Below are 23,374 nucleotides of genomic sequence, written 5' to 3'. Positions count from 1 at the left end.
ATTATGGGGATTCAAATTTGTTATTCAAGCATCTTTTTTTGGGATTTGTGTAAATTCACCGATTATTGCCTCAATCGGCGCATCAGCGGGGCAAATCACACAAAAACGACTCTGGTACTCGCTCAAAGTAAAGTAAGGTACACTCAAGACCACAAATCGCTCCAGATTCAGATAACTCAGCTCACTGCCCAGTAACACCGACAGGCCATTCTTTAGCGCTAACTGATCTTCCACCTGGTGTAAAAAGCTCACCCCCAGGTTGAGTTCGTTATTTCCTTCCAGGCGGTTATAAAGATAACGCTCTCCGACTACTATGCTATTGTCGGTCCCCAGCTGTAAACTTAACTCGCGGCTCCATTGCATTAAAGAACCACGGCAATCCGCCATCGCACTTTTCGCCATAGCGCGCATTCGGTGCAACCCTTCTTTGAGCGTTTGCGCACTGAATACGGTGTTCATCCAGGCCGCAAACTGGTACCTGACCTGGTCAGAATTGGATTCGGGCTTGTTGATAAGAATATTATTGGATTGACCGGTTCTGTCTATCAGAAGTACCAACCAGTGTTTGCGATCAAAATCGAGTACCTCAACCCGAAATATGGTTTGTTCACTCACCTGCGGCAAACCAACGATACAACACACCTGATATGTCTGGCTGAGAGTATGTGCAAAACCAGTCAGTTCTTCGCGCTCTGGCTCCCAGTACGGAGCAATGTCTTCTAAGCCAAAATACTCCTGTAACCAATACTTAATACCCAGATCTGAGGGCACACGCCCTGCAGAAGTATGAGGTGAAAAAAGCAACCCCTGGTTTTCCAGGCGCGCCATGGCATTGCGTACCGTTGCAGAGCACACCGCCATGCCTTTTAATTTTGCTATCTTACTCGATGCCACAGGGTGTCCTTCACCGTTACAGTAAAGACTCATCACAGCAGAGAAGACTTGTTTATCACGTGCACTAAGTTTCATAACATCATAAATAAGGTTAAATTTGCGAGTTTCAAGCGAATTCATTTTAAGATAATCTTGGCAATAGAATTTTGCCAAGGAAACTCACTGAATGAGCGCACCATTTAAAACCATCGGCCTGATTGGTAAACCAAACCATGATGGCGCCGCCCTGACATTACAACGCCTGTATACATTTTTGCAAGCACTTGGCTATGAAGTTTTTGTTGAGCAACGCGTTGGCAAACAAATCACTGAGCTGCCTGAAACAAACATACTTGATGTTGTGGCTCTGGGAGAGCGTTGTGATCTGGCTGTGGTGGTCGGCGGTGATGGAAATATGTTGGGGGCTGCTCGTGTACTGGCCCGATTTGACGTTGCCGTGATAGGTGTTAACCGGGGTAATTTAGGATTTCTGACCGATTTAGATCCCGACGGTTTTGAAGCAGAACTAGAGCAGGTTCTGAGTGGCAAGTTTGTAGCAGAACAACGCTTTTTGCTTGAAGTCGAAGTGTTCCGACATGCAGAACTTAAAAGTGCCAACCTGGCGGTAAATGAAGCGGTATTACACGCTGATAAAGTCGCCCACATGATCGAGTTCGAAGCTTTCATTGACGATCAGTTTGTTTTTTCTCAGCGCTCTGACGGCCTCATTGTCACCACACCAACCGGTTCAACGGCTTACTCTTTGTCCGGCGGAGGTCCCATTTTAACGCCTGAGCTAAACGCGATGGCTCTGGTCCCCATGTTTCCGCATACACTGTCCAGCAGACCTTTGGTCGTTGATGCAAATAAGCAGGTCAAACTGAAGCTCAGCCCCGAAAACACGGCAAGCTTGCAGGTAAGTTGTGACAGTCACGTCGTGCTCGCGTTGCTTCCGGGTGATGAAGTGGTCATAAAAAAAGCAGAAAAAAAACTACGTTTGATCCACCCTGTCAGCTATTCCTACTACAATGTTCTGAGACAGAAATTAAATTGGGGCAGCAGGCTTTACTAAGCGATCGAAGTTCAGCAAAATAAGTGAAATTTATTTTCTATTTTAGGGAAAAGTAAACCAACATGAGCTACGTTGTTTTCGTATCTATTACCTTATTGATCACCATTTTGGGGGTTTATGTGGTGATTGAGAATAACCGTAAAAAAGCACGCGAAGCCGAAAAGCGGGTGTTCAATGAACGTCTGAAAGAGATCAGCAGTCACTTCAAAAGTAAAATTAGCGAATTCGTAAGTTACAAGCTGATCCGCCCAAAGCACGCGCCTCAATTTAACGCCATTGTCGGCAATTTCTTTGTTGTACAAGCCCACAATGACGAGAACCTGGAAGCATTGGAACGTGTTACTGATCATTTGCTCGCCACAATTGGCACTGAACTGAATAAGTGTCGTGAAAATGGCAATTTGGAGCTCCTGGCCGACCAGCTATTTATGTTTGTTAGCGAGCTACCTTCTGCCGGGATAGCTTATAACAAGGCATTTTACAGCGAAATTTTACCCGCGTTGATTTCACGGATCCAGACACCAGATACCCCTGTACAAACCGACACGCAGGAAGCTGGGCAGAGTGAGGAAGAAGCGTCAGCTCAAACCGAGAATAACGCCCCCTCGGGACAGCAACAGAAAGCCGCTGCCCTGTAAAAACCTGGGTAACAAAACGCAATTTCAAGTTGCATTTCTCAAAAATGCTGTATAAATTAACAGTAATTGTACTGTTTGGATATACAGCATGCTTCTTTGTCTGCAAATCAAAAACTTTGCCATTGTTAACGAATTAACCATTGACTGGCGCTCAGGTATGACTGCCATCACCGGCGAAACCGGTGCAGGTAAATCCATTGCAATCGATGCACTCTCTTTGTGTCTGGGTGAGCGGGCAGACGTTGCCAGCATTCGACCTGGTGCGACCAAAGCAGAGATAACTGCTCAGTTTGATATCAGGCAACTTCCCAATGCTCAGCAGTTTTTGAACGATTTAATGCTGGACGATGAAGAGCAAAACTGCATTTTACGTCGTGTTGTTATGCAAAATGGCCGCAGTAAAAGCTTTATCAACGGCAACTCTGTAACGGCTGCGCAATTAAAAGAGCTCGGCCAGCGACTCATTGCCATTCATGGTCAGCACGCCCACCAGCTACTTCTTAAACCCGAGCATCAGCTGGGCTTACTGGACGCCTATGCGGGTCACGATAACCTGTTACACGCCGTGCGTGCTCAGTATCAACATTATCATACGCTACAAAAAGAGCACGCCGAACTCATAAAACAACAGCAGGCGCAGGCGGCCAAAAAACAACTGCTTGAATACCAAGTTCAGGAACTGGATGAGTTTGCGCTGGAAGAAGGCGAGTATGAGCAGATTGAAACTGAGCATACACGATTGAGTCATAGCCAGACGCTGGCAGAAAGCTGTCAGCGTGAACTGATGTGCCTGTCTGAGCAGGATGACCAGACCGTATTAGGGCAACTTCAACACAGCGTACAAACCTTCATTGAACTAAGCAATTATGACCCTAAACTGCAGGAGATCAGCCAACTGCTGGGGGAGGCTGCAGTGCAACTCGAAGAAGGCTGCCGAGAACTGCGTGCCTATGGTGAAAACATCGAACAAGACCCAGAGCGTCTGCAGGCTGTCGAAGACAGGCTGGCGCAAGCAATGACCTTATCACGTAAACACCAGATCGGCCCTGAGTTACTGCATCAACATCATCAACAGTTGCACGAAGAGCTGGCATCTATCTGCTCTAACAATGAGCGCATAGAAGATCTGCAACACGAAATAGCGGAGGCACTACACGCCTATCAAATCTCAGCGGCACAACTGAGTGAAAGCCGTGCGCAGGCTGCACTGACTTTGAATGATTTAATCAGTGAAAGCATGCATGAACTGTCGATGGAAAACGGCCAGTTTGCTATTCAGCTTAACCAGCATGAAGACAGACGCCCCAATGAGCTTGGCATGGATAAGATCGAGTTTCTGGTTTCGACCAACCCGGGACAGCCTCTGCAAGCGCTGGCCAAAGTAGCATCGGGTGGCGAGCTGTCACGGATCAGCCTGGCTATTCAGGTAATTATCGCGAACCGAGTTACCACCCCTACTCTGATATTTGATGAAGTAGACGTTGGTATTTCGGGTCCCACAGCCTCACAGGTGGGGAAACAATTACGCCAGCTTGGTAACTCAACCCAAGTGATCTGTGTGACTCACTTGCCCCAGGTTGCCTGTAGTGGTCATCATCAGTTCTTTGTTTCCAAGCGTGTTGAAGGCGGTGAAACCTTTACGTCTATGCTCCCACTAGTTCAGGAGCAACGCATTGATGAAATCGCCCGCTTGCTTGGTGGCGACAAAATCAGCAGCACCACACTTGCCAGTGCTAAAGAGCTGCTTGAGGTGCAGGGGGCGTAACATCGGGCGGGAGCGGCTCAATAAAGCATACCTGAGTGCCGAAGCTTCTGCCCTTATTTAATGTTGTTGATACTTCGATAATAGCTGTTTAGGGATTGGTTGTCCGCTCAGTACCTATGGAAAGGTACGAGCGGGCCAGGTGTCAAAAGCATGCACAATACTTTAAATTATGCCCGGTGTTTGACTTCATAACCCAAAGTTAGCCGCTCTTACTAGGGCAGATTCTGCGCCTTAATGCTATCTTACCTTGTGAGCTTTCGTGTGCTCTGAGAAACGAATTTATCAGACAGCACAGGTACAGCCTTTAACTCATAACATAATACCCGCGATTTTCACTCTACCTCCCTATAAGGGGTTACTCCATCATTAGCGATTCGTTTTCCATCAGCCAGTAGACTATTTGTTCATTTGCTCGATTGATCCCACCCCGATAACCCTTTCACACAATAAACCATTTTTCCTGTGCCATTTGCAACACACAACCCGTTATAGTTATCGACAGGCGGCACTTCAAATCCTGACACTCGATTAACTGTGATCTTGGTATTATGTCCGTACATAACCTTAGATACTCGTACACCATTCTCATATTCCCAACCAGCAGACTGATCATGGATATTCCCACACATAAATGCTTCACAAGTAAAGTGGTGTTGGTGTTTTTGACTCGGCTGAATAATAGAGCAGGACGTTTCAATTACCGCACATGCCGCGTGAACTGTGATGGTAGAACACAGGCAGATAAGAACAAGTCCTGTCCTTGACACAATTTCTAATTGGATATTCATTCCATTAGTTGTTTCCAAGTAATTCCATAACACCTGTCTGTCCATTCAGCCTATCTATAAAGTGAGGGCAGTGAACCGTCTACCCATGCCTGTGTCGGCAGCTGACCACTCTCAAGACAAATCGAATTTCCTTCTGAGGCCTGGTGCGCAAAATATATACATTCTTCATCGACATACGTTGCCCAATCGTTCACGGCATACATGCCAACTAAATTATGTTGTGTATCTATTACGACTAAGCGCGTAGCCGCCCTCAGTCCGGCGTTAAAATAACGACGATAATTAAATATCTTGTCTCCATTATTCAGCGAACCGAGAAACTGAAACTCAGAGTGCTCATCAACAATAAGGAGATCAGACCTTAACGCTATATTTTTAAATACCTGATTAACATCTGCAAAAGCTGGCAAAGTTGCCAAAGCAATTAGGACGGCAATATAGTTCATAATTCCTTCAAATGTAACCAAACTCCATGCTTAGCCCGAAGCCCGAGCCCACCCTAGTTAGTGATTTAATCCAAGTGCTGAATGAATAGGTACACCCAAAAAGCAAAAAGCCCGCTGTTAACCAAAATGGTTAACCGCGGGCCAATTTTTATGATGAAACCATACTCAGCCAGAGTAAGCGACTTTACACTCCTAGATAATCCATGATCCCTTCTGCTGCGTTACGGCCTTCAAAGATGGCGGTAACCACCAGATCGGAGCCGCGAACGGCATCGCCACCAGCAAAGATTTTCTCATTGCTGGTTTGGTGTGTAAATGCGCCCTTTTCTGGCGCTACAATACCGCCCCACTCATTGATGGCAACGTCATAGGCTGCAAGCCAATCAAGGTTATGGGGTTTAAAACCAAACGCCATAATAACGGCATCGGCTTCAATCAGGTGTTCGGATCCTGGCACCTCTTGTGCACGTCTGCGACCATTTTCATCCGGGTCGCCCAGCTCAGTCCGCACCATGCGAACACCCGCAACCTGGCCATGTTGATCGAGTTCAATGCCTTTAGGCTGAACATTGAAGCTAAACTTAACGCCCTCCTCTTTGGCATTCTTAACCTCACGACGCGACCCCGGCATGTTGGCTTCGTCCCGGCGGTACGCACAGGTCACAGACTGTGCGCCCTGACGCACAGAGGTACGCACGCAGTCCATTGCAGTATCACCACCGCCCAGCACCACCACCCGTTTACCAGCCATATCTATGTACGCCTGTTTACTTTCGTCATAACCCATGACCCGATTAGTGTTACCAATCAAAAACGGAAGCGCATCATATACATGCTCTGCATCTTCATTGTCCAATCCGGCGCGCATGTATTGGTACGTACCGACCCCGATAAATACGGCGTCATATTGTGCGAGTAGCTCGTCCATACTGATATCTTTGCCAATCTCCGTATTAAGGCAAAACTCGACACCCATTTCCGAAAAGATCTCGCGACGCTTCTCCATCACCGATTTTTCCAGCTTGAATGACGGGATGCCAAACGTCAGTAATCCCCCAATCTCCGGATTACGATCAAACACCACAGGTTTCACCCCGTTACGCACCAAAATATCCGCACAACCAAGCCCGGCAGGACCCGCGCCAATAATGGCCACCTTTTTGTCAGTCCAGGTGACATAAGACATATCGGGCTTCCAGCCCTGTGCAAATGCGGTATCCGTGATGTACTTTTCAATATTACCAATCGTGACGGCACCAAACTCGTCATTAAGTGTGCAAGAGCCTTCACACAGCCTGTCCTGTGGGCAAACCCGACCACACACTTCTGGCAGACTATTGGTCCGGTGCGACAATTCTGCAGCCTCAAGGATCCTGCCCGTACGGATCAACTTTAGCCACTGCGGAATATAGTTGTGCACCGGACACTTCCACTCGCAATAAGGGTTACCACAATCCAAGCAGCGATCGGCCTGAGAGCTGACCTGCTGCTTTGAAAACGGTTCGTAAATTTCAACGAAAGAGCTCTTGCGTGTCGTGATAGGCTTCTTTCTCGGGTCGATGCGCTGTACATCGATAAATTGATAGACATTTTCGCTCATACTTCCCCCTATTGTGCCTGGACACGCAATTCAGCACTGCTGCGTGCACGATGCCCCAACAAGCTCTTTACATCACTTGATTTTGGTTTGATCAGCCTGAACATAGGCACATACAACTCAAAATTAGCCAGGATCTGCTCTGCTCTGCAAGAGGCTGTGTACTCCAGATGCTCAGCAATCAAGCCTCGTAAATGCTCCTGCATGGTTGCTAACCCTTCCAAAGAGAGCACTTCAACCAGCTCAGGGTTATAGCGCTTGTCGAAATCTCCGGCTTCGTCCAGTACATAGGCAAAACCGCCAGTCATCCCGGCGCCAAAGTTAACGCCAACCTGACCTAACACACAGACAACGCCACCCGTCATATATTCGCAGCCGTTATCACCTAATCCTTCAACAATCGCTTGAACTCCTGAGTTACGTACGGCGAATCGCTCTCCGGCGCGCCCGGCAGCAAACAACTTGCCACCGGTTGCTCCATACAAACAGGTGTTACCAGCAATGGTAGCCTGGTGAGTCAGGAAACTAGAGCCTACAGGTGGCCGTATCACTAACTTGCCACCAGCCATGCCCTTACCCACGTAGTCGTTGGCATCTCCAACCAGTGTCATTTCAAGACCACCGGCATTCCACACACCAAATGCCTGCCCTGCGGTTCCGTGCAATTCGATCACCACAGGATCAGCAGCCATACCCTGGTTGCCGTGACGAGAAGCTATATATCCAGACAACATTCCACCCACAGAGCGGTCAGTATTTTTAATGCGACTCACCAAAGAGGTACCCGTTTTGTCGTCTATCGCTTGCTTCGCTTTCTCAAGCAAGCTCTCATTGAGTTGACCCTGATAGTGCGACGTGTTCGGCGCACTGCAATAGAGTGTTTCGCCCGACGGATTCGCCGGTTTTGCCAGCAGAGGTTGTAGATCAAGCTTTTGCTGTCTTGCGGTTGTTCCACCCAGCACCTCGAGTAAGTCCGTACGCCCGATTAAATCGGTCAACTTGTTTATGCCCAGCGACGCCATGATCTCCCGAGCTTCCTGAGCAATAAAGCGAAAGTAGTTCATCGCCATTTCTGGCAAGCCATGATAGTGCTTCTGCCGCAGCGTCTCATCCTGAGTAGCGACACCTGTCGCACAGTTATTCAGGTGACAAATACGCAGATATTTACATCCCAGTGCAACCATAGGCCCTGTTCCGAATCCAAAGCTTTCTGCGCCCAGAATCGCAGCCTTAATAATGTCCAGACCGGTCTTGAGACCACCGTCAGTTTGCAACCGGATACGGTGGCGCAGGCCATTTTCTACCAATGCCTGCTGCGTCTCAGCCAGGCCAAGCTCCCACGGACTACCAGCATACTTTACCGAAGTGAGCGGACTTGCCCCCGTTCCACCATCGTAACCGGCGATCGTAATCAAGTCTGCATAGGCTTTCGCAACCCCTGTTGCAATCGTGCCCACACCGGGTTCAGACACCAGCTTGACGGAAATCATTGCCTTGGGATTGACCTGCTTAAGATCAAAGATCAATTGCGCCAGGTCCTCAATTGAATAGATATCGTGGTGCGGCGGTGGTGAAATCAAAGTAACACCAGGCACAGAATATCTCAGTTTGGCGATGTAAGGTGTCACCTTTTCACCCGGCAACTGTCCGCCTTCACCTGGCTTAGCCCCTTGCGCAACCTTTATCTGGATCACATCCGCACTTTGCAAATAGTGGGGAGTTACACCAAATCGGCCAGAAGCGACCTGCTTGATACGTGAATTTTTCTCAGTACCAAAACGTAACTTATCTTCGCCCCCTTCACCGGAATTAGAGCAGCCTCCCAACCGGTTCATAGCAATCGCCAGTGCTTCATGCGCTTCCGGTGATAAAGCACCAATGCTCATCGCTGCAGAGTCGAAGCGCTTGTACAACTCAGTTGCAGGTTCTACCTCATCAATATTTATGGCTGTACAATCCGTTTTTAGCGCCAGCAGATCTCGTAAATTTGTCACGGGCCGATTGTTCACAAGATTGGCGTACTTTTGATAGTCCTCGTAGTTTCCTGATCGTACGGCAACTTGCAACGACTGCACTACGTCCGGGTTATAGGCGTGATACTCACCACCATGAACAAATTTAAGCAGACCACCGTGAGAGAGCAACTTGCGCTTACTATATGCCAGCTTGTGCAACTGTGAACCATCCGCTTCGAACTCAGCAAAACCCGCTCCCTGGATACGACTACTGACCCCGTTAAAGCACAGTTCAACAATTTCATCAGATAAGCCCACAGCTTCAAACAACATCGAGCAGCGATAAGAGGCAACGGTACTGATCCCCATCTTGGACATGATCTTGTACAAGCCTTTATTAATCGCATTACGATACGCCAACGTTACTTCGCGATAAGTTTTTTCAATCACTTTGCTGTCACACAGCGCAACCAAAGTCTCGTAAGCCAGATAAGGGTATATCGCTGTTGCGCCGAATCCGAGTAGTACCGCAAATTGATGCGGATCGCGTGCACTGCCGGTTTCAATTATGATGTTGGAATCGCAGCGTAGATTCGTATTCACCAGTCTATATTGTACAGCCCCTACTGCCATTGCCGCAGGTATGGGCATAGTGTCTTGAGTGATATCACGATCACTTAACAACAACATTACGCATCCTGATGCGGCTTTTTGCTGAGCTTCGTCACAGACCCGCTCAATGGCGCTTTTCAGGCTTTCCACCTGTGGGTTGTAATTCAGTGATATGCGACACACACTGTAATGATCATCATCTGCCGCCAACAGCTGTTGAATATCAGAGAAGGTCAGGACAGGCGAATCAAATTGCAGACGCTTGGCGTGGCCAGTTGTCTCGTTAAACACGTTCTGCTCACGACCGATGCAGGTTGCAAGCGACATCACGTGATTCTCGCGCAAGGGATCGATAGGCGGATTGGTTACCTGAGCAAATTTTTGCCTGAAGTAGTCGTACAGCGAACGTATTCCTTCAGAGAGCACTGCGAAAGGCGTGTCGTCTCCCATAGAGCCGGTGGCTTCCTGACCATTTTGGCCCATCACACGGATCACCTGATCGACTTCTTCGTTACTATAGGCAAACAACTTTTGATAAACGAGCAATGTCTCATCATCAAAATCACGCTGCCCCGCATCCGCTTCATTAAGCGCTTCAAATGGCGTTAGCCGTTTAACGTTTTGTTCTAGCCAGGTCTTGTATGGATGCCTTGCTTTCAGATCTTCATCAATTTCGTCAGACTGCCAAATCTTGCCATGAAGCGTATCCACGACCAGCAACTCACCCGGTCCAACACGCCCTTTCTCAACCACTTCATCGGGCTCGTAATCCCATATGCCCACTTCAGAAGCCAAAGTAATGAACCCGTCCTGTGTAATGACATAGCGCGCCGGACGCAAACCATTTCTGTCCAGGTTGCAAGCCGCAAAGCGACCATCAGACATAACGATGCCCGCTGGTCCATCCCAGGGTTCCATGTGCATCGAGTTAAAATCGTAAAATGCTCTGAGCTCATCATCCATTGCACGGTTTTTCTGCCAGGCAGGTGGCACCAGCATACGCATAGCGCGAAAGATATCCATACCACCAGCAAGAAACAGCTCCAGCATGTTATCCAGACTGGATGAATCTGAACCGCTTTCGTTTACAAATGGTGCCGCATTTTGTAAGTCAGGCAACAGAGGCGAGGCAAACTTATATGCACGCGCTTTGGCCCACTGCCGGTTTCCGGTAATGGTGTTTATCTCACCATTGTGTGCCAGGTAGCGAAAAGGTTGAGCCAGTGGCCAACGCGGTTGCGTGTTCGTCGAAAAGCGCTGGTGAAACACACAAATAGCACTGGTCATCCGGATGTCAGCCAGATCAAGATAAAAGTTAGGCAGATCCGCTGGCATCATCAGACCTTTATAGATGGTTACCAGACCCGACAAACTCGCAATATAAAAGTCTGGATCTGACTCCAGCTGCTTCTCAATACGACGACGTGCGATATAAAGTCGGCGTTCCAGGTCTTTTGGACGCCATCCTTCCGGCGCAGACACGAAGACCTGTTCAAACAGGGGCAATTGCTCCGTTGCAATAGGACCAAGCATGCCTGGGTCGGTAGGGACAGTTCGCCAGCCCACCAATGTCAGGGTTTCTTTTTCTAGCTCGTTGTTGATGATGTCACGGGCTTGTTTGGCAAGCGATGGATCTTGGCTAAGGAACACCATACCAACCGCATAATTTTTGCCAAGATGCCACTCGTTTTCAGCCGCTACAGCTCTGAAGAAGCTGTCTGGCTTTTGTAATAATAAACCACACCCATCCCCAGTCTTCCCATCCGCTGCGATGCCCCCGCGGTGCTGCATTCTGTCCAGACCGGTAATTGCCGTGCGGATCAGCTTGTGGCTGGCCTGACCTTGTGTGTGTGCGATCAAACCAAAACCACAGTTTTCTTTTTCTAATGCCGAGTCATATAACATGGACTCCTCCCCTTGCTACAACTGCCAGCCGGTAATTTCAGACGAATTACTGGCAGATAATCAAAGCTAGCCCTGATTAGTATTCGAGTCAATACAATAAAGAATAGTTATTCACATACATGAATATTTCTCATAAAAAAGGTACTTAAACAACGCCCTGGTAATTTACAAATATTTCAACACACGTAGAAAAACACAAAATGACACCGGTATCAAACCAAAAAAGTGATAAATAGCACCTGTAAAAGGGGAAGTTTACGTTAACGTAACACCCAACATAACACTGAATAAATATTCACTATTTCGAGTGTGAATTTGGCAACCCCTTAATCTATGCAGGGTTAATGCTTGACGCATGCGTAAACTTGGTGTTGCAAAAGCTAGAATAGGCCGTGAAATTAACGAAAAGATCTCAATGATTAGAAGCTGTGTTCGCAGATATAGGCAGACATGAATGAAAAGCAATGGCACATAAAAAAAGGCATGCAACTAACGCTGACATGCCCCAAAACGACTTCAAGCAGAATTACTCTGCTTTTTCAGCGTCGTCTTCTTTGTATTTTGCAGCCGTTTCCGCAATCAGAGGTTGCAACTCACCTTTTTGGAACATTTCAATGATGATATCACATCCACCAATCAACTCACCTTCGACCCAAAGCTGCGGAAATGTTGGCCAGTTGGCATAATGAGGCAGCTCGGCACGAATGTCTGGGTTAAGCAGAATATCGACGTAAGCAAATTGCTCGCCACACGCCATCAGCGCTTGAGATGCCTGCGAAGAAAAACCGCAGTTAGGTAACTTGGGCGATCCCTTCATATATAGGATGATCGGATTCTCTGCGATTTGCTGTTTAATCTTTTCAATGGTTTCCATTATTTACCTCAAAATGACGATAGCATAGCTCAGCATATCATCCACTTTGCCAGTCGACCTCTGTCTTTTGTCAGTTAGCCCGTACAAAATGAATGCAATCTAAGCCATTCATTCTACAAGTCTTGGCTATTGCCATTGCTGTTTGCCAAAACTTGAGTAAAATACTCAGGAATTATAGTATCACTATATGCCGTCAAATCGTATAGAAATGTAAGCTAAGATAGAGATTGCTTCTATTTGCTTTGGCAATTTAACAACGAAATGGAGATTAACATGGCTTTTGAACTACCGTCACTTCCGTATGCAATCAACGCGCTTGAACCGCATATTTCTCAGGAAACGCTTGAGTTCCACCACGGTAAACACCACAACACGTACGTTGTAAAACTGAACGGCCTTATCCAGGGCACAGACCTTGAGAACAAATCTTTAGAAGAAATCGTATGTAACTCTGAAGGCGGCGTATTCAACAACGCAGCGCAGATCTGGAACCATACTTTCTACTGGCACAGCCTGGCACCAAATGGTGGCGGCGAGCCAACTGGTAAAGTTGCTGACCTGATCAATACGAAATGGGGCTCATTCGCTGCATTTCAGGAAGCATTCAACGATAAAGCAGTTAACAATTTCGGCTCAAGCTGGACTTGGTTAGTGCAGCTTGCTGACGGTTCTTTGGATATCGTTAACACCTCAAATGCAGCAACGCCACTGACAGAAGAAGGCGTTACGCCAATCATTACTGTAGATCTGTGGGAACACGCTTACTACATCGATTACCGCAACGTGCGTCCAGACTACCTGAAAGGCTTCTGGGCACTGGTTAACTGGGATTTCGCAAACGAGAACCTTGCTTAATTTCAGACTGTGTAAAAAGGCGCTTTTCAGAGCGCCTTTTTTGTTGGCTTTTTTCCCCTGACAGGCTCCCATTAAAGTATGCAACATGACTAGTTCCATGCCGTCGCCCGAGTCAATGTACCAGATACTAATGTAGAGGTCCCCCATCAACTGCCACCTAACGCAGTGTAAATCCACTACTACTGTTCATTGTTTATAACTGCAAACAAGCTCTGAAATTTCACTTATTAACAAGCCAATTGGCAGAAAGTTAACCGCTTAATTAGTCAAATTTAGCTATTTACACACAAACTTGAAGAGAAAGCACCGTAATGCTCATTCGGTATCGATTTTCCGCACCAGTGCAATGAGCTCAACGGGCATTAAATTACTGGAATTTTTAGGCAATTCATGAATATCAAGACTAAGCTTTAAGTAAGTTTATAATCGGCAGTCCCAACTTCTGTGTAGGCTGTCTGGATTGCACCGGAGGCTGTTATGTCGGTAGGAACTCTAAATCACTATATTTGGCTGATTTTGACTCTATTCGTACTACTGTGGGTTGCCATGTTGTACATTTTATGGAGCAGCAAAACTACAAGGTCAAAAGATATATACCGTGATGCACTGAAATTACTAGGAAAATTACAAAGAATGTGTTTTTTTTGCCTCTACTTGATGCTGGCATCTGAGTTTGATCATTTAGACAATATCATGCCAATTATACTCAAATTTGCTCAGCACTAACACGGGCAGATCGTAGACTCAACGATTATGCCACAAAATCAAAGAGTATTTATTTTACATTGAATTAGTGGAATTTTTGGGCAAATTTTATATATCCCTACTAAACTTTAAGTAGCCTTGCATTAAGAGACCGCATCATCAACAGGTTATTGGAGTTCATTATGAGTATATTTGAGCATTACCAGTCCAGATACGAAGCGTCCCAAGAAGAAGAGTTCACCATAGCGGAATATTTGGAAATATGTAAAGAAGACAAAGCAGCTTACGCCAGTGCACCGGAGCGTTTGCTGATGGCAATTGGTGAACCAGAAATGGTCGATACTTCTACGGATGCTCGGCTTAGTCGCCTGTTTTCAAACCGAGTCATTGCTCGCTACCCTGCATTTCATGAATTTTACGGTATGGAAGACGCCATTGAACAAATAGTGTCTTATCTCAAACATGCCGCGCAGGGCCTTGAAGAATATAAACAAGTACTTTATTTGCTCGGTCCTGTCGGGGGGGGTAAGTCATCCATTGCGGAAAAACTCAAATACCTAATGCAGCAGGTACCTATTTATGCGATCAAAGGTTCACCCGTAAATGACCATCCTCTTAGCCTGTTTAACCCACTGGAAGACGGCGAATTACTGGATAAAGAGTACGGGATAAACAGCCGTTACTTGCGTACAGTGATGTCTCCCTGGGCGACCAAACGATTGCATGAATTCAACGGCGATATTTCTAAATTTAGAGTTGTGAAACGGTACCCGTCTATCTTAGACCAGACTGCCATCGCAAAAACAGAACCGGGTGATGAGAACAACCAGGATATTTCAGCACTGGTTGGTAAAGTCGATATACGAAAACTAGAGCATTATGCCCAAAATGATCCAGACGCCTACTCTTATTCAGGGGCTTTGTGTCTGGCCAACCAAGGGTTGATGGAATTCGTGGAAATGTTTAAGGCGCCCATTAAAGTTCTGCACCCTTTGCTCACTGCAACACAGGAAGGAAATTATAACGGCACAGAAGGGATTTCCGCCCTGCCCTTTAACGGCATCATCCTTGCTCACTCCAATGAATCAGAATGGCAGTCGTTCAAAAACAACAAAAACAACGAAGCATTTTTGGATCGGGTTTTCATTGTTAAAGTGCCCTATTGCTTGCGTGTTTCTGAAGAAGTTAAAATCTACAAGAAGCTGATTGAAAACAGTGAGCTCAGAACTGCACCATGCGCACCGGGCACGCTTGAAACACTTGCGAAATTTTCTACGTTGTCACGTATCAATGAGCCCGAAAACTCCAGCATTTACTCAAAAATGCGCGTCTATGATGGCGAAAGCCTCAAAGACACAGACCCCAAAGCTAAGTCTTATCAGGAATATAGAGATTATGCCGGTGTGGATGAAGGCATGACTGGCCTCTCTACCCGTTTTGCCTTCAAGATATTATCTCGGGTCTTCAACTTTGACCACGCTGAAGTCGCGGCAAACCCAGTTCATTTGTTCTATGTGCTGGAACAACAAATTGAACGTGAACAGTTCAGCGCAGAAATTCAGGAACGCTACTTAAGCCACCTTAAAGGCTATTTGATTCCACAGTATGTTGAATTTATTGGCAAGGAACTACAAACTGCGTATCTCGAATCTTATTCAGAATACGGACAAAACATTTTTGACCGCTATGTCACTTATGCCGATTTTTGGATTCAGGATCAAGAATACCGGGATCCGGATACTGGCCAGCTATTCGACAGAGCTGCACTCAATGCCGAACTTGAGAAAATAGAAAAGCCCGCAGGCATCTCAAACCCCAAAGATTTCCGGAATGAAATCGTCAACTTTGTATTGAGAGCTCGTGCTCATCATAATGGTGCAAACCCAGTCTGGACCAGTTATGAAAAGCTCAGAACCGTAATAGAGAAGAAAATGTTCTCGAACACGGAAGAGTTGCTGCCGGTAATTTCTTTCAACGCAAAAACCTCAGCCGAAGATCAGAAAAAACACGAAGACTTTGTCAATCGAATGATGGAAAAAGGCTATACCCAGAAACAAGTCCGGTTGCTATCTGAGTGGTATTTACGAGTTAGAAAATCTCAATAACATTAGCGGTTGGAGGGTGTTCTATGGCACATTTCATCGATCGTCGACTGAATGGCAAGAATAAAAGTACGTTGAACCGTCAACGCTTTATCAGACGCTATAAAAAGCAGATAAAAGAAGCGGTTTCAGATGCCATCAACAAAAGAAGTGTTACTGATGTCTCCAGTGGAGAGAGTATTTCTATTCCGCAAAGAGACATCAGTGAACCCATTTTTCATCAAGGGAAAGGGGGTAATCGAGAGCATATTCACCCCGGCAATGACCAATTCACGACCGGAGACAAAATTCAGCGTCCCCCCTCAGGTCAGGGTGGCGGCGCCGGAGAAGGCAACGCGAGTGACCAAGGTGAGGGTCAGGACGATTTTGTGTTCTCAATTTCAAAAGATGAATACCTGGATCTCTTGTTCGAAGACCTGGAGTTGCCAAACCTGCAAAAAAGTCAGCTCGACAAGTTAGTGCAAATGAAAACGCACAGAGCTGGCTTTTGTAACGATGGTATGCCCAGTAACTTGGATATCGTGAGATCGTTGAAAGGCTCAGTGGCCAGGCGCATTGCAATGACCGCAAGCAAAAGAAAACAGCTTAAAGAGCTAGAAGAGCAATTAGCAGCTTTGCTTGAAGAGCCTGTACCAAAGCAAACGCAAATCCAGCAACTTGAGCAAGAAATAGCAGAGCTTAAACGCAAAATAGACGCGGTTCCTTTCATTGATAACTATGACCTGCGGTTCAGAAATTATGAAAAGCGCCCACACCCTACAAGTAAAGCTGTTATGTTTTGCCTGATGGATGTATCTGGCTCAATGGATCAGGCAACCAAAGATATGGCGAAGCGGTTTTATATTTTGCTTTATCAGTTCTTAACACGAACCTACAAAGATATCGAAGTTGTCTACATCAGGCACCATACACAAGCGAAAGAAGTCGATGAGCAAGAGTTTTTCTACTCTCAGGAAACTGGCGGTACCATAGTGTCCAGTGCACTTAAGCTGATGGATGAAATCATTGCAGACAGATACGCACAGGGAGACTGGAACATCTATGCCGCACAGGCATCTGATGGTGACAACTGGGCAGATGATTCACCACACTGTACAGACATACTAACGAACAAGCTGTTAAAAGTGGTGCGTTACTATGCCTATATCGAAATCACGACACGCGCACATCAGAGTCTTTGGCGCGAGTATCAGGGCATTGCGGATACATTTGACAACTTTGCAATGCAACACATTCGTTCTGTCGAAGACATCTATCCGATATTCAGAGAGTTGTTTAAGAAAAACCGACAACAAAACGCAGCCTAACTGGGGGAGTGCCTATGACATATAACCCGCTAAATGATGGCCCGGACTGGACGTTCGACTTGCTTGAAGAATATCAGGCTGATATTGCTCGAGTTGCGGCCCACTACAGACTGGATACTTATCCGAATCAGATTGAAGTAATCACCGCGGAACAGATGATGGACGCCTACTCCAGCGTAGGTATGCCTATTGGCTATGCACACTGGTCTTACGGTAAAAAGTTTATCCAGACGGAGCAAACCTATAAACGAGGACAGATGGGCCTCGCTTATGAAATTGTGATTAATTCAGACCCGTGTATCGCCTATCTGATGGAAGAAAATACCATGCCAATGCAGGCATTGGTAATGGCACATGCCTGCTACGGCCATAATTCATTTTTTAAAGGAAATTATCTTTTCAAAGCGTGGACGGATGCATCATCGATTATCGACTACCTGGTCTTTGCAAAAAACTATGTCGCCAAGTGTGAGCAAAAATACGGCATAGATGAGGTCGAAAACCTGCTCGACTCCTGCCATGCATTGATGAATTATGGGGTAGATCGCTATAAACGCCCACAACAGATTTCCATGTACGAGGAACAAAAACGCCAAAAAGAACGGGAAGATTATCTACAGTCTCAGGTCAATGAACTTTGGCGAACCATCCCCAAAGGGAAACAACAGGATGAACGCGAAGATGTAAAGTTTCCATCTGAGCCTCAGGAAAATATCCTGTACTTTATTGAGAAAAACGCCCCACTACTTGAGTCTTGGCAACGAGAGATCATTCGAATAGTACGTAAAGTATCTCAGTACTTTTATCCGCAGAGACAGACTCAGGTGATGAATGAAGGCTGGGCCACGTTTTGGCACTATACGATATTGAACCACCTATATGACGAAGGTAAGTTAAGCGACGCATTTATGCTAGAGTTTCTACAAAGTCATACCAATGTCGTATACCAACCGCCATACAACAGTAAGTTTTACTCTGGCATAAACCCGTATGCGCTGGGGTTTAATATGATGGTGGATATCCGCAGGATCTGCGAAGACCCAACTGACGAAGACAAGTACTGGTTCCCAGAATTTGCCGGTAAGGATTGGCTAGATACACTCCATTTTGCCATGGAGAACTTCAAAGATGAAAGCTTTGTTAGCCAGTTTCTGTCTCCGAAAATCATGAGAGATTTCAAGTTATTTACTATCATAGACCAAGAAAAATCACCCCATCTGGAAGTAGGAGCCATTCACGATGAATCTGGTTATCAGAAGGTCAGAAATAGTTTGTCTGCACATTATAACCTGAGTAATCACGAACCCAATATTCAGGTGTACAATGTGGATATACGAGGCGATCGCTCGCTTACATTAAGGTACGTTCCCCATAACAAGGTACCCCTTGCTGATTCGAAGAAAGAAGTACTGAAACACCTTTACCGACTGTGGGGGTTTCCAGTTAAACTGGAAGAGCAACAGGACGACGGTACAGTGAGCATTTTGGGTCAGTGCCCTCAGGAAAATAAAGAAGACTCCATTTAACAAGAAGCCCTTATAAAAGGGCTTTTTGTCATTTAAAGGAACACCTACCTGATTTAGGAAGCGATGGTACCGGTCAATCTAGGCACCATACTGTGTCATTCGCCGGAGTAGGCTGTCATTTCATATCTAGTCACATAAACTCGGCGCCTGATTACACGCACTGATATTGCACAAACCTATGCAGCTTAATGTGTCATAGACGGATCATACACAGTGACTATGTTCCGTCCATTTTCCTTAGAGTGGTAAAGCGCGGTATCAGCTGCCTCTATCCATTGCTCATATTTTTCAAAATTATCATCGCAACAAGCAATACCCAAGCTCACAGTCAACTTAATCTCTTTGTCGTCATAATAAATTACTGAGTTTTCAATCAGGCTACGTAACCTTTCGGCAAATACCTTGGCACCTTCAGCGTCGGTATCAACCAAAGTTACAGCAAACTCTTCACCACCGTAACGCCCCGCTACGTCGGTTTCACGTAATGTCTTTTGCAATAGATCGGAGATGTGGCGAATGGCCTCATCACCACCACTATGACCATAGGCGTCATTGATACGTTTAAAAAAGTCGATGTCGAACATTAACAAACAGCTGCTACCGTGGCTTCGCTGTAAACGCTTGAACTCTGTTCTTAGGCTTTGCTCCCAATAACCACGATTCGCAAGCTTAGTGAGGCTATCTGTGCGGCTCATTTTTTCCAGCGTTTTATTCACCTTTTCAAGCTCAAGCTTGTTCATTGCCTCGTCTGTCACATCGTAAATAATCACACAAATGTGGGCTACTTCACCTGTTACAGTCGTCAATGGGATAAAGGTTGCATTCTGGTACATATAATCAGCCTTTCCTGTGATAGGCCGATAATTTTTAAAGCGGAAAATATAGGGCTGCTGTTCCCAAATGGTGAAAGACCGGTTTTTGAGTACAAATACAGGTTCTGATTTGCTTTTAAACCAGGCCTCATCAATGCTCGGAAACAAGTCAAAAACATCTTTGTCTTTTACCGCACTTGGCAACAGGCCAGAGTGGTTTTCCATAAACCCGTTCCAGACACACACTCGATAGTTCCTGTCCATAACGACCAGGCCGACATCAACTGTGTTAAACATATCCATTAACCAATGGATCTCATTCATGTCAAAATCAGATGCTGGCATAATTCTAATCTTCTAACAGGTACTCAACTTTATATTTGAGTGTTTTAAGTGAGTCTTCAGTAAACAACAACATTAAATCGCAGTTGATGTCGTGGTCTTCAATTCCATAACTTATTTCTATCGCTAGTGTACGTTGCCAGCGGTCTTTGTTCGCCTTTACGAGCTCGGAGACTTCACAATGTTGTCCTAGCACGACTGGGTGCCCCTGGCTAAATGGCATATCTAACTGCTTTGATAAACCCGTGAGGATGGCGCCAATCAGGATATTGCTAATGTCCATAAGCAGCTCAAGTTCTACTTTTTGATTGAGTTCACCCGTATAGCTCATCAATGATGCAATTTCCTTGAAGCTGGAGTCGTTAAGTAGAAGCAAGGCTTCTCCCGATACTCCACCTCCAATAAACCCCTGACATACACCCGACGTCGTGGCACTTGCATCAATCGCTTGCAACGCCATGTGCAGCTCATTGACCTCTAGCACGTTTACATTCGGAATAGGTAATTCAACGAATACATTAAGTAACCGGGCGAGCAAGTCACCTGCCTGCCCCATCGCTACGTTCGTAATTTCTTGATAAATATCCCGGATCTCAGGCTCAAGTTGCTCACCGAGCTTATGCACCAGATTGGCACGAATGGCCCTGTCTTTGATCCCATGATGCGTAATGATTTCTTCTAGCTTTGCAGCATCACAGGGTTTACGTATAAAATCGATCGCACCTAATTCCATTACTCTTTGGTGCGCATTTGGCTGGATATCTCCAGAAACGACAACTGTCAAAACATTCAATCCTTGTTCGTTTATTGCTTGCAATACCTCATATCCATCCATGTGAGGCATGTTTAAATCTAAAAAGAGAATCTCGGGTGAGAGCGCTTTTATTTTCTCAATGCAATCCAGGCCATGCTCTGCAAATTCCACTTTAATATCCCAGTCGTCTGGCAATGATCGCGCCAGTTGCCGGCGTGCCAATTTAGAATCATCGCATATCAGGACAGGTGTTGACATAAAAGCTCTCTTCGCATTTCCAGCTAAATAGTTGTAAGAAGCCGAAAATTTTCTATTTATAGTTATGACATAGCAGCATTTTAGGACTTACATGGTAATCAAAGCTTAACCGATTTACAATCCAATTTACTGCAAAGGTTGGTTATATAATTCCAGTATAATACACTGACGGGAATTGCGAAAAATTAAAAAGGGAATACGTTATGCGAATCATATCCTTGCTTACAGCATCACTGTTGACGTTGACCAACCCAGTCTATGCCAGCGAACTGCAAGAAAACCAGGTTGATGCAGGAAAAGTCAGTGCACAGGGTAAGCCTGTCACTCTATTAGGCCAAGGCGTCAAGGTAGGCGACTCAGCCCCAGATTTCAAAGTTGTTGATGGCAGCTTTGTGCCAGTTTCATTAGCCAATTACTTGGGTAAACCCGTTTTGATTAGCGTTGTGCCGAGTCTGGATACTGGGATCTGCTCTTTGCAGACTAAGTACTTTAATGAAAAAGTGGCCAAGGAGTTCTCTGATGTCGCGATGCTTACTATCAGCGCGGACCTGCCCTTCGCTCAAAAGCGCTTTTGTAAAGCAGAGAAAATTGATCAGATTGACACACTATCGGATTCTGTCTGGCGCGATTTCGGTGCCAAATATGGCCTCTACATTAAGGATATGGGCCTGTTGAGTCGAGCTGTGCTGGTACTGGACAAAAATCATAAGGTAGTATACAAGCAGCTTGTTAGTAATCTGGCCAGTGAACCTGATTATCAGGGCGCGATTGAGGCGTTGAAGCAACTTTAGTTCCCAAAGACTTAATCAACTTTGACGGTGCACAGATACAAGTGCAGGGCTACCTTCAGATCTATGCGCCGTTTCATATCTTAAGAAAGTACCATATCTATGTGTTCAATACCGTCCTCCAGATAAGCCTGACTACATATTTCAAACCCTAAAGACTGGTAAAATTGAGTCAAATAGGTTTGCGCCGAGATATGTATGGGTTGCAAGCCGTAATGTGTACGACAGACTTCTGTTGCCCGGTCCATCAGAGCCTGCGCTATACCCTTACCACGACAGTTTTGTGAAACCAGAACACGGCCAATTGCACTGCAATCCGACGCTGATTTGTAGCACCTGGCATAAGCCTGTAACTCACCTTCCTCAATTAAAAAAACATGTAAGGTGTCTGACTTTTTATCTGTTTCGTCAATTTCCTGATAAGCGCAGGCTTGCTCTACAACAAACACAGCAATACGAGTCTGAAAGATACTAAACAGCTCGTCGTGAGAAAGTTCGTAAAAGGTTTTAACTTGCATGGATTTATCACTTGAAAAGGAACGCCCCTGACGAGGCGTAATAATGGTTTAGGCGAATAGCCTTTCCAGTTGGTCACATAACTGCGATAAGTTCACTTGGTCATGCTCAATAGTCAAATCAACATAGCCATCGCCGCGAAACGCCCTGTCCAGCTCAATCAGTACATGCGTTCGATGTGCTTCAGGGACAAAAGATAGTTCGACCTCCTGAAGACCAAACAAAGAGGTGTTAGCCGGACGATATTCTATTTCCTGATAACACCCAGAAACAGACTGAAAGTTAGACGCCTTGAGGTAGCCTCGTTCAACATCCGCCTTCACCATTCTAAAACCAAGTTTATCCATCGCCATCAGACAATTCTTGACGGCCTCATTAGGATAGACATGTAGCAGATCTTTGTCGCTTGGGTCCATGGCCAAATCAATGTCCAGCCCCGTTTCCAGCCATACATAGCTGTGATTATATGGTGCATTAATTTCGGTAATCGGGGTTTCAGAGTGCAAACGGGCCTCAAATGGGAGCACCTTCTTCTCGCCCGGCGCAATTGTGAACTTACTACCAACACGCCATTTCTCGATTACCTGATTGGCATAATACTCGCCACTGTCACCTTCAACCTTCACTTTTGTCATCAACGCCAGTTCCAGGCCACTCACTTCTTGCTCTACATCACCACCCAACACAACTATCTGCGCCTGGAATTTTTGACCTGGATGCAAATGTTCTGTTTCTAAAATTGTATCTACTTTTGCGGCACCAATACCTACGGATGCCAAGAGCTTTTTAAACATCTTATCTCCTCTCGAGGATGTCCCCTTATCCGCATCTTAACCACATTTTTTCAGGTTTGTCAGCGAAAATTTATAGCTATCATATAAATA

General features: G+C 45.9%; 17 protein-coding genes. 8 read left to right on the top strand and 9 right to left on the bottom strand.

The annotated features are described in order from the left end of the window. Positions 1 to 24: 24 nt before the first annotated feature. Positions 25 to 969 carry an HrcA family transcriptional regulator gene (locus NH568_RS01555; RefSeq protein ID WP_253044160.1) on the bottom strand — a complete coding sequence of 315 codons (945 nt, stop codon included), beginning with the start codon at positions 967 to 969 and terminating at the stop codon, positions 25 to 27. A gap of 91 nt (positions 970 to 1,060) precedes the next feature. Between NH568_RS01555 and nadK the strand changes: the two genes are divergently transcribed. The 3 genes from nadK (at position 1,061) to recN (ending at position 4,348) form a co-directional block, all read left to right on the top strand. After that, positions 1,061 to 1,945 (top strand): NAD(+) kinase, encoded by an 885-nt coding sequence (gene nadK, locus NH568_RS01550; RefSeq protein ID WP_138549803.1) that lies wholly within the window; start codon positions 1,061 to 1,063, stop codon positions 1,943 to 1,945. Positions 1,946 to 2,007: 62 nt separating this feature from the next. After that, positions 2,008 to 2,583 (top strand): hypothetical protein, encoded by a 576-nt coding sequence (locus tag NH568_RS01545; RefSeq protein WP_253044158.1) that lies wholly within the window; start codon positions 2,008 to 2,010, stop codon positions 2,581 to 2,583. Between the two features lie 88 nt (positions 2,584 to 2,671). Then, positions 2,672 to 4,348 (top strand): DNA repair protein RecN, encoded by a 1,677-nt coding sequence (gene recN / locus NH568_RS01540; protein WP_253044157.1) that lies wholly within the window; start codon positions 2,672 to 2,674, stop codon positions 4,346 to 4,348. An 838-nt stretch (positions 4,349 to 5,186) separates the two neighbouring features. On the opposite strand, the gene NH568_RS01535 is transcribed toward recN, so the two are convergent. From NH568_RS01535 to NH568_RS01520, 4 genes are all read right to left on the bottom strand, one after another. Beyond that, positions 5,187 to 5,582 carry a hypothetical protein gene (locus tag NH568_RS01535; RefSeq protein WP_253044155.1) on the bottom strand — a complete coding sequence of 132 codons (396 nt, stop codon included), beginning with the start codon at positions 5,580 to 5,582 and terminating at the stop codon, positions 5,187 to 5,189. Positions 5,583 to 5,766: 184 nt separating this feature from the next. Further along, complete coding sequence (locus tag NH568_RS01530) at positions 5,767 to 7,182, bottom strand: FAD-dependent oxidoreductase (RefSeq protein ID WP_253044153.1); 1,416 nt, start codon at positions 7,180 to 7,182, stop codon at positions 5,767 to 5,769. Between the two features lie 8 nt (positions 7,183 to 7,190). After that, positions 7,191 to 11,651 (bottom strand): glutamate synthase large subunit, encoded by a 4,461-nt coding sequence (gltB, locus tag NH568_RS01525; RefSeq protein ID WP_253044151.1) that lies wholly within the window; start codon positions 11,649 to 11,651, stop codon positions 7,191 to 7,193. 526 nt (positions 11,652 to 12,177) lie between these two features. Further along, positions 12,178 to 12,525, bottom strand: a complete 348-nt coding sequence (locus NH568_RS01520; RefSeq protein WP_046006741.1) for a Grx4 family monothiol glutaredoxin — start codon at positions 12,523 to 12,525, stop codon at positions 12,178 to 12,180. Between the two features lie 273 nt (positions 12,526 to 12,798). On the opposite strand from NH568_RS01520, the gene NH568_RS01515 reads away from it, so the two are divergent. The 4 genes from NH568_RS01515 to NH568_RS01500 all read left to right on the top strand — a co-directional run bounded on the left by NH568_RS01515 (position 12,799) and on the right by NH568_RS01500 (position 19,020). Next, positions 12,799 to 13,380, top strand: coding sequence for a Fe-Mn family superoxide dismutase (locus NH568_RS01515; protein WP_253044147.1), 582 nt, complete (start codon positions 12,799 to 12,801; stop codon positions 13,378 to 13,380). 887 nt (positions 13,381 to 14,267) lie between these two features. After that, positions 14,268 to 16,190 (top strand): PrkA family serine protein kinase, encoded by a 1,923-nt coding sequence (locus NH568_RS01510; protein WP_054014024.1) that lies wholly within the window; start codon positions 14,268 to 14,270, stop codon positions 16,188 to 16,190. A gap of 23 nt (positions 16,191 to 16,213) precedes the next feature. Beyond that, the gene (locus tag NH568_RS01505; protein ID WP_253044146.1) at positions 16,214 to 17,494 is read left to right on the top strand and encodes a YeaH/YhbH family protein; all 1,281 of its coding nucleotides are present in this window, start codon (positions 16,214 to 16,216) and stop codon (positions 17,492 to 17,494) included. A 14-nt stretch (positions 17,495 to 17,508) separates the two neighbouring features. After that, a complete protein-coding gene (locus NH568_RS01500; RefSeq protein WP_253044144.1) occupies positions 17,509 to 19,020 on the top strand; it encodes a SpoVR family protein in 1,512 nt (503 codons plus the stop codon). Between the two features lie 185 nt (positions 19,021 to 19,205). On the opposite strand, the gene NH568_RS01495 is transcribed toward NH568_RS01500, so the two are convergent. Further along, on the bottom strand, positions 19,206 to 20,177 hold the full coding sequence (locus NH568_RS01495; protein WP_253044142.1) for a diguanylate cyclase: 972 nt from the start codon (positions 20,175 to 20,177) through the stop codon (positions 19,206 to 19,208). Between the two features lie 4 nt (positions 20,178 to 20,181). Continuing rightward, a complete protein-coding gene (locus tag NH568_RS01490; protein WP_253044141.1) occupies positions 20,182 to 21,186 on the bottom strand; it encodes a response regulator in 1,005 nt (334 codons plus the stop codon). 203 nt (positions 21,187 to 21,389) lie between these two features. Between NH568_RS01490 and tpx the strand changes: the two genes are divergently transcribed. Beyond that, positions 21,390 to 21,977, top strand: a complete 588-nt coding sequence (gene tpx, locus NH568_RS01485) for a thiol peroxidase (RefSeq protein WP_253044140.1) — start codon at positions 21,390 to 21,392, stop codon at positions 21,975 to 21,977. Positions 21,978 to 22,057: 80 nt separating this feature from the next. Here tpx and NH568_RS01480 read toward each other — a convergent pair whose 3' ends face one another. Together NH568_RS01480 and NH568_RS01475 are read right to left on the bottom strand one after the other, a co-directional pair. Next, complete coding sequence (locus tag NH568_RS01480) at positions 22,058 to 22,492, bottom strand: GNAT family N-acetyltransferase (protein ID WP_253044138.1); 435 nt, start codon at positions 22,490 to 22,492, stop codon at positions 22,058 to 22,060. Positions 22,493 to 22,540: 48 nt separating this feature from the next. Beyond that, the gene (locus NH568_RS01475; RefSeq protein ID WP_253044136.1) at positions 22,541 to 23,284 is read right to left on the bottom strand and encodes a sporulation protein; all 744 of its coding nucleotides are present in this window, start codon (positions 23,282 to 23,284) and stop codon (positions 22,541 to 22,543) included. Positions 23,285 to 23,374: the final 90 nt, after the last annotated feature.

Source organism: Pseudoalteromonas sp. XMcav2-N (genome assembly GCF_024124545.1).
Lineage (GTDB): Bacteria > Pseudomonadota > Gammaproteobacteria > Enterobacterales > Alteromonadaceae > Pseudoalteromonas.
This window is presented reverse-complemented; position numbering and strand designations above follow the sequence as displayed.